The 7,174-nt window shown below is 70.3% G+C and carries 5 protein-coding genes; 2 read left to right on the forward strand and 3 right to left on the reverse strand.

Going from position 1 to position 7,174, the window contains the following annotated elements; all coding sequences use genetic code 11:
* Positions 1–99: 99 nt before the first annotated feature.
* From ACESM1_RS29950 to ACESM1_RS29960, 3 genes are read right to left on the reverse strand one after another with little or no spacing between them, the layout of a single operon-like run.
* Entirely contained in the window at positions 100–1,824 is a 1,725-nt protein-coding gene (locus ACESM1_RS29950; protein ID WP_372625005.1) for a recombinase family protein, read from the reverse strand.
* Positions 1,817–2,329, reverse strand: a complete 513-nt coding sequence (locus ACESM1_RS29955; protein WP_372625007.1) for a DUF2924 domain-containing protein — start codon at positions 2,327–2,329, stop codon at positions 1,817–1,819. The genes ACESM1_RS29950 and ACESM1_RS29955 overlap by 8 nt, the downstream gene beginning before the upstream one ends.
* A complete protein-coding gene (locus ACESM1_RS29960) occupies positions 2,329–2,958 on the reverse strand; it encodes a DUF3489 domain-containing protein (protein ID WP_372625009.1) in 630 nt (209 codons plus the stop codon). The genes ACESM1_RS29955 and ACESM1_RS29960 overlap by 1 nt, the downstream gene beginning before the upstream one ends.
* A 559-nt stretch (positions 2,959–3,517) precedes the next feature.
* On the opposite strand from ACESM1_RS29960, the gene ACESM1_RS29965 reads away from it, so the two are divergent.
* Positions 3,518–4,057 carry a hypothetical protein gene (locus ACESM1_RS29965; RefSeq protein WP_372625011.1) on the forward strand — a complete coding sequence of 180 codons (540 nt, stop codon included), beginning with the start codon at positions 3,518–3,520 and terminating at the stop codon, positions 4,055–4,057.
* A gap of 237 nt (positions 4,058–4,294) precedes the next feature.
* The gene (locus tag ACESM1_RS29970) at positions 4,295–7,108 is read left to right on the forward strand and encodes a hypothetical protein (protein WP_372625013.1); all 2,814 of its coding nucleotides are present in this window, start codon (positions 4,295–4,297) and stop codon (positions 7,106–7,108) included.
* Positions 7,109–7,174 lie beyond the last annotated feature (66 nt).

Raw genomic sequence — 7,174 nt, forward strand, 5'->3', positions numbered from 1 at the left:
CGCAACTCGCTACGAGAAGACCGCGAGAAATTACCTCGCCATCATCACCATCGCAGCCACCATCCTCTGGCTCAGGTGAATGTCCACAGGACCTAGACCTCAGGCGAGGCCGAGCACCCGGCGCTGCTCGTCCCAGGTCAGCGGGAGCTGGATAGCCTTCATCAGCTTGTTGACCGTGAGGCCATCGGGCTCACGCCCAGCCTGGATCGCCTCGATGACGTCCGGAGCAAGATACGCCAGGCGCAGCACGCGGATCAGGTAGGTGCGGCCCATCCCCTCGCGCTGGGCCAGCACATCGAGATCGGGGGCCTCGCCCGAGGTCAGCGCTGCCCGCAACAGATGCGCTCTCGCCACCAGCCGCGCGAGCGGCGTTTCCGCGTGCCGCGCCCCGTCACCCTCACCGATCACAAGCGCGACCTCCTTGCCCGAACGCCGCAGGCGTGCCGAGACGGAGATCGAGATGGACGAGGGCTGATCCGTGTCGTCCGCGGAAGGCAGCGCTTCGACCGCCAGTTCCCCCGGGAATGGGAGGTGGCGGAGCCGTCGCAGGTTAACCTGCATGTCCAGCCGCTCGGGGTGCAGCTCCACCCGCTGGAGCAGACGCCGCAACATCGCCGCCTGGGCCGCGGGCTCGAGCCCCGGCCAGCTCTGTGCAAGCTTGGTTGCTCCCTCGAGCACTCGCTCCTGCTCCGCTGCCGTGCCAGGGAGCGCTCCGGCATCGCGAAGGGCCCTGAACAGCGCAGCGCGGTCGCCGAGCAGGCCGAGCAGCCGCGTGGTGACGAGCGCCTCCACCTCACCCGCCGGGCATCGTACCGCCTCGCGCGCATCCGCACGCGTGCCGGTCACCAGGGCGTGCGAGATGTAGTAGCGGTAGCGCTTGCCCGCTTTCACCGCATGCGTCGGCGTCAGGCGCTCGCCCGAGGCGTCGAACAGGATGCCGGCGAGGGGGCTGGAGCCGTGGCGTCCTTTGCCTCCCCTTGCTGCTGATCGAGCCGCGTCGAGCCTCCCTTGCACCCTCCCCCACAGCTCCGCCTCCACGATGGCGGCGTGCTCGCCGGGATAGACCGCGCCCTTGTGGCCCACTTCGCCTCGGTAGACCCGGTTCTGCAGCATGTGGAACAGCGCCCCACGGGCAAGAGGCCGTCCCGACTTGCCGACCACCCCCTCCGCCCTCAGCCGCTCCTCCAGCAGGCGGACCGACCCGAGCGTGAGGTATGCTGCACAGATGTGGCGCACCGTTGCCGCCTCGCCCTCGTTGACCACCAGTTTGCGGTCGCGCACCTCGTAGCCGAGCGGGACCGTGCCGCCCATCCACATGCCCTTGCGCTTGGAGGCGGCGAACTTGTCACGGATGCGCTCGCCGGTGACCTCGCGCTCGAACTGCGCGAAGGAGAGCAGCATGTTGAGCGTCAGCCGTCCCATGCTGGTGGTGGTGTTGAACTGCTGGGTCACCGAGACGAAGCTGACGCCCGCCGCATCGAAGGCCTCGACGATTTTCGCGAAGTCGGCCAGCGAGCGGGTCAGCCGGTCCACCTTGTAAACCACCACGAGGTCGAGCCGGCCGGCGCGCACGTCGGCCAGCAGACGCTGCAGGGCGGGGCGCTCGAGCGTGCCGCCGGAGATCCCGCCGTCATCGTAGCTGGCGGTGAGCGCCGTCCAACCCTCATGGCGCTGGCTGCGGATGTAGGCCTCGCAGGCCTCGCGCTGCGCATGAAGCGAGTTGAACTCCTGCTCCAGCCCTTCCTCGGACGACTTCCGGGTGTAGATGGCGCAGCGACGGCCCGGGGAACGATCGCGACTGGCAGGAGCACCTGGCCTAGGCATCGCGGTTCACCCCGGGTCCGCCTGGCGCGGCCTTGTGGCCGGCGATCCTGTAGAAGCGCGGGCCGGACCAGTGGGCGCCGGTGATCTCGCGGGCGACCAGCGACAGCGAGCGGTAGAGGTGGCCCCGATACTCGAAGCCGTCATCCCGGACGGTGACGGTGTGCGTCTGCCCACGCCATCCCCGGACGAGCACCGTGCCGGACTTGAGCCGGCTGGCCCTGGCACGGCGTGTCCGCCCTGCCGTGGTCGGCGCAGCAGAGCTCTCCAGCCGTCGCGCCGTGGCTGGCGATAGGCCACCGAAGGCCTGCTCCTGTAGACGGTGGGCAATACCGCGCAGCAGCAGGTCACGGGTGAGGTCATGGGGAGGTGGTCGACGGTGCAGACGCTCCCATTCCGCGCGTAGCGCCGCGGTGTCGAACCCCGGCAGGCGCGCGAGGGCGCCTGCTATCTCAGCCAGGGCCAAGGCCGAGTCTGGCCTCGGCACCTCCTGCACGTGCAGTGGCATCAGCGAGGCCCGCTTACGCGGTAGGCCTTCCGTCCATCCAGCTCGAGGCGCTCGAGCGCGTAACCGCGCTGGCGCAGACGGGTCAGGGCGGCGCGGGTGGTGTGGGGCTGCCAGCCCGTGAGGGCAGCGAGTTCGCCGAGCGTGGCGCCGCCATGACGCGAGAGTGTGGCCAGCACGCTGCCGAGTTTGCCGCCGGGATGCTTCTCGGCTGGTGCATCCGCCAGCGCTGGCGGCTCAGACCCAGCCGGTGCATTCCCAGCCGATGCGGTGCTCGCCGGCAGCGCCGCGGCGTCGGCAGAGGCGGGGCTTTTGGCCCATGCCGACGCGGGACGCGCTCGCGTCCTGCGACTTTCTGCCGGGGGCGAGCGGCCGATTGCGGCGAAGCCGTGCACACTGACACGGAGCGCCATAGAGAGCCCGGTCTCATCGGTGCGCCAAGCCTCGGCCGCATCAGTCGCCAGAACTTCCTCGGTCAGCCCAGCCTGCAGCAGTCCGGCGAGCAGGCGCTGCCGGATGGCGCCGCGGACCGGCAGATCAGAAGGCAGAGGCAGGACGACACGACTGGGGCGGTCCGCCGCCGCCTCCAGGATACGGCGCTGGGTGGTCGACAGTAGCTTGGTGCTCGGCATGGGGTGGTTGCTCCTGAGGCGCCGCACCATGCAGCGCTCCCACCACCGGAAGCCCGGGCGAAGCCGGGCTGCGCGCCGCCAGGGCTCACCAGCCCCGCCGCGCACCCACAGCAATGCTTCCGGTGCGCGGGAAGTCGAGGGGAATGTCGACGACCCGGGCGCAGGTCGACTGACCAGAGCTCACCCCCAGCTTGGGGGCGATGGTTCGAATCCCTTCGCCAGCTCCAGTCGGTCCTTCCTGTAAGTCTCTCCGTTGTCGTTCAGAGTGCGCGGGAACGCCTGTCTGGCCGAGGTTCGCGCGTGAACCTTGAGGGTTCGACGATGGAACGAAGTGCGGAAAACCCTCTCCGAATGCCGGAGACTCTCCGGACCTTGAGGGTAGGCCGATTTTACCCCCAAGCTTAAGCCCTTGATTGCGAATCGTTTCTGGCGGAACCCGGCTGCGGTGTTCAGCCTTCTGACTGCTCGGGCGATTCTGCTGCTCAACTTTCTCCTGGCCCCCGAGCCTCGGCAGTCATCCGTCTGCCGAAGCTCAAGCCACTGATATACATGGAGATCCATGTCCGACATCGACCGCGTCTTCGCGCGACTGGGCGGAAGGCAGACTGCTGGCAGTGACCAGCGCGAGCTTCGGAACATCCCGCGAAAGGGAGCCTCCGCCGGTAGCCGGACCGTCGAGGTGGTGCGACTGCCGGCCAGAGGCGCGGCTGCCAGCGAAGACAGCCCCCGCCGGACCGATCACCGAGTCCGCGCGGCGACGTGGGACGACGGCTTTCCCGCCAAGTCTACGCCACCGCCGTCCTCGGCTCCGCTGCCGGTCGCCGCTGAAGCGCCCGAGCCGGTCGCCCACGTGATGCCGACCTGGACGCCGGCGGTCGCGGAGCCCAGCGTCGAGCCGGCGCCGGTTGCCCCCTCCGAAGCTGCTCAGCCGGCGCTGGAATCAGCGAAGCAAGCTCGCCGCACCGCACAGGGTAAAGCCCGCCGTGTCGCGGATCCGTTCGATGCCAGCGATGACGGCGCGAACTGTCTGCGCTGCGGCTACCTGATCGAACCGGCCCGCGAGCGGCGCGGGCTGGTTACGTGTGCGGAGTGCGGGTGATCGCGGCGAGCCTTCCAACTGCTGGGTGCAGCCCCGCCCGGCAGCAAGCTCGCCAATGAGCAACTGCACAAGACTAGTCTCGGACTTCCGCTCGTAGGGACGAAAGGACGCCACCGCTTCCGCACGAATGCGGCCTTGCTGCCTGGCCAAGAATTCAGCATCACGGGGTGTGAACCGCGACGATCGACACCGCCCGCTGCGCGGCAGCTACCTCGGTACAGGCAGGCGGCCGCGCCGGTGCCCCTGATGCCGCCCGCTGCAAACCCTCTCCTCGCCCGCCTCTCCGCTCTCGACGCCTCGGGCCAGCGGGGATTCGAGGGCCTCGTCAGAGACGCCCTCGCCGAGGTGACGGGGCAGCGCTTCTACCTCGCGGGCCCCGGGCGACAGGGCGGCGTCGACGCGCTGTCGCCAGGCAACGTTGCCTGCATCGGGATGGAGGCGAAGCGATACCAGTCGTCCACGCACCTGCCGCTCGACGCCTTGAAGGCAAAGGTCGCCGATGCTGCCTCGAGCTATCCTGGGCTCGACGTCTGGATCCTCGCCACACCGCGGGAGCTGCCCCTCCAGGACGCGGAGCCCCTGCGCGTCTATGGGGCGGCCCTCGGCGTCAAGGTCGTCATCCTTGATTCCTGCAAGGGGCCGCGCGGGCTGGATGGCGTATCGGTCCTGCTCGCCGCGGCGCCGCTGACGTGCGACGCCTGGTTCGCCGGAGAGGCCGCCGTTCTCGCCGCGATCGCGGCCGTGCGCGCGGCCTCGGAATTCCTTGTCGCGGAGGCTCAGCTGCGCGATCGCCTGCTCGGGGCCGACCTCGGGTGGGACGCCGCCCGCCGCGCTATGGCGGCGTGGCTGCGCGAGTCCATGGCGGAGCAGGCGCGGTCACGCGCCCGGCTGGACACCTTCGCCGAGCTGCTCGCGCCCGCGACGCGGCTCATGGACCGTCCAGTAGACGGCTTGCTCGACGGCGTCCTGTCCGCGCCGGGCGTCCCACGCGCGGTGCTCGGACCCGAGGGCCACGGCAAGACGTGGGCGGTCCTGAAGTGGTGGAACGAGCGCGCGGGCGCCGACGGGACCGGGCTGCCGCTGACGGTCTTCATCCCGGCCCGGGACGTAAGCGGCGATGACCTTGAGGCGCTGGTCGCCGCGGCACTCGCCTCGCGGACTGGCGTTGGCGACGAGGCGCATTGGCGACGCAGGCTCGCGCGCTGGCGCCGCGGGGGCACGGCGACGCTGTTCGTCGTGCTCGACGGCCTCAACCAAGTCCGCGCTCCGGTCCGCTGGGCCGACCTCGTGCGCCCCTTCGTGTCTGACGGATGGGTGGGGCGAGCCTCGGTGGTGTTTACTGCGCGACCGACAGAGTGGCGGCGGCTCAATGGGCTCGCCGACCTCAGCCCGGCGCCACTGCCGCATGAGATCGGCCCCTACACGGACGAGCAGGTGGATGACCTGCTGCGCGCGGCTGGGCTCGATCGCCAGGCGCTCGACCCGCGGCTCCCGGCGCTGATGAAGGTCCCGCGGTTGTTCGCCCTGGCCGCCGCGCGCGCACGCGACCCGATTCGCATTACCGAGTTGACGCCGGAGGCGCTGGCTCTTGAAGAGTATCGCCACCGCCTCCGGCTGCACGGAGCGGAACGGCTGCCGCTCGGCGAGGAAGGCTTTCGGAATCTAGTCACCCGCCTCGGCCAGCGCTTCCGCGGTTCCGTGGCGGAAGCGCGGGACCAGGTCATCACGCGGCGCGAGCTTGTCCAGGAGATCTCGCTCGAGAGCGGCGAAGAGCGTGGACCTGGGCTCGACGCGATGGTCAGCGAACTCGCCAGCGGGCGGTGGCTTGTGGAATGGGGCGAGAACCGCTTTGCGCTCGATACGCGCGCTGTCCCGCTGGCCCTCGGCCTCGCGCTGGTCGACGAGGCGCGGAGGGACCCGAGGCCGCCGGAAGCCTTCCTCGCTGAGTTCCTGGACGTCTTTCGCGGCAGCGACCTGGGCGCCAAGGTCATCCGCGCCGCCTGCGCCGTGGCCCTCCTCGACGGGGAGGCGAACGAAGGAATGCGCCGGCAACTGCTCCTGGAGTGGGTGACGGCGCAGGGCTTCACAGACGAGCACTTCCAGACGTTCTGGCGGCTGGCCTGCCTCGCCCCCGCAATCGTCGCCGACTTCGCCGAGAGCGTGTGGCGCCAGCGGCGCTGGGGTCAGGATCTCGACGAGATCCTGACCAAGGGATTGGCCCATGCGGCCAAGCACGATGTCGTCGGACGAGACGCGGTCGTCGCCCGCCTCGAGCGGTGGCTGGGCACCTGGTGGCCCGACCACCTTGAAGGGCGTATCCTCGGCCGGGCGTCCGACATCCCCGGGGGCGAGGGCCGCCGCACCGAGGTCCTCGCACGTGCGGCGGAGTGGGCGCGCGAGGTCGAGCCACGTCTCGTGCGGCCGCCCGCGCTCAACGGCATGCCGTCCGAAGACGGATGGGCATGGGTAGCGCGGCGGGCGCTCGTCACGCTGTCCTACCTGCCGCGGGCCCCGGCGGTCGCCGCCCTCCGCGCCTGGGCGGCCGCGGGAGCGATACTGGGCTGGCCGTCGTTCACAGAAGCGGCGGCATGGGCTCTCCGCTGGAACAGCCTTGACGCCGGGGCGGCGGCCGACGCGGTGCTGGCGGCGGCGAGGGAGTTCCTGGAGGTGGACCACCCTCTCGCGACGAGGGCCGCGCGCTCCCTGCTCCATGCCCTGGCGACGCCGGAGGCGGCATACCTCCTCGCCCACTCGGAAGCCGAAAACACGAAGGATCGCTGCGAGCCGGACCGGGCCTCCTTCTGGGGCCTAAAGCGCCTGGACGACGCCTGCTCCGCGGATGAGGAGGCCGACGGGGTTGTCGCGGCGACGGTGCACGCCGCGTGGGACGAGGATCGGCTGCGGGAAGTGCTTTCCTCGCTTTCGGTGCGGCACGCGGCGGAGTTGTTGGCGTTGCTGGCGCGATGGGCGCCCGCGCGAGTGCCCGAGGCGATCGACGCCCTCCTGCGCCGCGCCGCGACGCTAGACCATTATTGGCCTGACTGTGCATAGCCGCAGTGTCGCAGGTAGTCGGTGCATTCTTCGGGGCTGAAGCGGTCAAGGAGGTTGCCGATGGCG

The organism is Falsiroseomonas sp., from assembly GCF_041690465.1.
Classification (GTDB): Bacteria; Pseudomonadota; Alphaproteobacteria; order Acetobacterales; family Acetobacteraceae; genus Falsiroseomonas.

Coding starts and splice junctions, on each gene's coding strand:
- ACESM1_RS29950 (WP_372625005.1), bottom strand. CDS start 1,824: ATGCCTAGGCCAGGTGCTCCTGCCAGTCGCGATCGTTCCCCGGGCCGT.
- ACESM1_RS29955 (WP_372625007.1), bottom strand. CDS start 2,329: ATGCCACTGCACGTGCAGGAGGTGCCGAGGCCAGACTCGGCCTTGGCC.
- ACESM1_RS29960 (WP_372625009.1), bottom strand. CDS start 2,958: ATGCCGAGCACCAAGCTACTGTCGACCACCCAGCGCCGTATCCTGGAG.
- ACESM1_RS29965 (WP_372625011.1), top strand. CDS start 3,518: ATGTCCGACATCGACCGCGTCTTCGCGCGACTGGGCGGAAGGCAGACT.